Here is a 639-nt window from a genome sequence, read left to right as displayed (position 1 = left end):
GTACGTCTTCAAACCAACTTAGACATTTTAGTTTAAATCCTTAAGGAGGATTTTCGGTTTATAAACTTACTAATTTTTGTTGATTATATATTTGTCTTCTTTTTCGGATGGATTCCGCTTTTGTTTGCTTTCTTTTTTCCAAAATCTGTTCTGATCTTCCGAAGTACACATCCCTCGGAGTTAGGTTATTTATCGACTCGTGATAGCGCTTGTTATTGTAGTTTTCTACAAACTTCTCCAGTGCTTGGATGAGTTCCTCGGGGTGATAAAAATGATTTAGTTTCACTACATTTTTCATCGTTCTGTGATAACGTTCAATCTTGCCCTGGGTCTGCGGATGCATCGGTTTTCCGTGAACCTGTTTCATTCTTAAATCGTCTTTCAGATAACTTTTCAACTCATTGGAGACGTAGCAGGAACCGTTGTCCGAGAGCAGTTTCGGTTTGACTTTGGTCTTTAATTTCGCTTTTTTAATGGCTGTGTCCACCGTTCGTTTCACATCTTCGGCTTTCATTGAGTCGCATAGCTCCCAGTGAATGATGTAGCGGCTATAATCGTCCAAAATCGTGCTCAGATAGTACCATCCCCAGCCAATGATCTTGAAATAAGTAAAATCTGTCTGCCACATTTGATGCACAA

General features: G+C 39.3%; 1 protein-coding gene. It reads right to left on the bottom strand.

Going from position 1 to position 639, the window contains the following annotated elements; translation table 11 throughout:
• Positions 1-58: 58 nt before the first annotated feature.
• Positions 59-639 (bottom strand): DDE-type integrase/transposase/recombinase (locus AB671_RS21860; protein ID WP_185116250.1); only part of this gene is annotated, 581 nt, incomplete at its 5' end.

Origin of the sequence: Chryseobacterium sp. BGARF1 (genome assembly GCF_001677955.1) — a bacterium.
In the GTDB taxonomy this organism is placed as follows: domain Bacteria; phylum Bacteroidota; class Bacteroidia; order Flavobacteriales; family Weeksellaceae; genus Chryseobacterium.
This window is presented reverse-complemented; position numbering and strand designations above follow the sequence as displayed.